This is a genomic window from Novosphingobium sp. AAP1 (genome assembly GCF_001295765.1).
GTDB classification, from domain to species: domain Bacteria; phylum Pseudomonadota; class Alphaproteobacteria; order Sphingomonadales; family Sphingomonadaceae; genus Novosphingobium; species Novosphingobium capsulatum.
The window spans coordinates 1-1535 of sequence record NZ_LJHO01000045.1 but is presented as its reverse complement, the minus strand read 5'-3'; the positions used below and the strand labels follow the sequence as shown (position 1 = coordinate 1535).

The 1535-nt window shown below is 60.9% G+C and carries 1 protein-coding gene; it reads left to right on the top strand.

What is annotated here, in order from left to right:
* Window positions 1-77: 77 nt before the first annotated feature.
* Window positions 78-1535: RHS repeat domain-containing protein (locus IP65_RS20665; protein WP_197279319.1), on the top strand; the 1458-nt coding region annotated here is incomplete at its 3' end.

Genomic DNA, 1535 nt, shown 5'->3' with positions numbered 1-1535 from the left:
ACCTGTCGGCCATTCCCGCCACGGTGGCGTCCAGCTGTGCGCCAAGCCAGACGAGCGGGGCCAATGGCGCGGACCGGGTGACCAAGCGGGATTTGGATCCGGTAGGCAGGGTTTTGGCGGTCACGGAAGGTGTGGGGACTTCCGCCCAATCCACTACCCAGGCCAATACCTATACTGCTAATGGCAAGTTGGGTTCGGTGAAAGACGGTCAGAACAATCTGACGACCTACGTGTATGATGGCTTCGACCGTTTGTCGCAGACTCTTTATCCGTCACCGACGCAGGGTGCTGGCTCAAGCTCGACGACCGACTACGAGCAGTTGACCTACGATGCCAATTCCAACGTGACCCAGCGCCGCCTGCGCGATGGCAACACGATCACATTCACCTACGACAATCTCGGGCGCATGGCCTCGCGCACGCCGAACGGCGAAAACGCGGTAAACTTCAGCTACAATCTGCTGGGCCAAGTGACAAATGTGCAGCGTCCTGGCGACGGGATTAATCTGTCCTATACCTACGATGGCCTGGGCCGCCTGAGCAGCGAGACGCAGCCATTCGGGTCGGTCAGCTATCTCTATGACGTTGCCGGCAACCGGACTCGCCTGACCTGGGGCGATACCAACTATGTCACGTACGACTACGATCTCGCCGGCAATGTCACCGCTATCCGCGAGAATGGTGCCACGTCGGGGGTGGGCGTCCTGGCGTCCTATAGCTACGACACATTGGGACGCCGCAGTTCCGTCACCTATGGTAATGGAACGACCCGGACATATGCCTATGATAGTGTCAGCCGCCTTGCCGGCCTGAAGCTTGACCTGGGCGGGACGGCCTACGATAATCTCATTGGTGCTGTGGGCGGGACCGGGACTGCGATCGGCTATAACCCAGCTTCGCAGATCACCAGCCTCGTTCGCAGCAATGATGCCTACGCTTGGACCGGAGCCGTGAACACCAGCCGCGCCTATACGACCAATGGTCTGAACCAGTACACTGCCGCAGGCGGGGTCGCGTTCGGCTACGATGGGCGTGGGAACCTGACCTCGTCGGGTAGTTCGAGCTACGGCTACGATAAGCTCAACGAGATGACCTCCGGTCCCTCCGCGACGATGCGCTATGACGGGGCGGGGCGCCTGATCGAATATAACGCACCCGCTTCGACCCGGTTCGTTTACGATGGCACCGCCATTCTAGCGGAAGTATCGGGTTCTTCAGGAGCGACGCTGCGCCGCTATGTGCCGGGCCCTGGCACGGACGAGCCGGTCGTGTGGTATGAAGGCTCGGGCCTGACCGATCGGCGCTTCTTGCAGGCCGACGAGCGCGGCTCGATCATCGCCGTCACCGATGGCTCGGGCAATGTCCTGGGCACCAACGCCTATGACGAGTTCGGCATTCCGCGTGCCAACAACATCGGCCGCTTCCAGTACACTGGTCAGGCCTGGTTCCCCGAAGTCGGCCTCGCCTACTACAAGGCCCGCTGGTACTCGCCAAGCCTCGGTCGCTTCATGCAAACCGATCCAATCGGATACAAC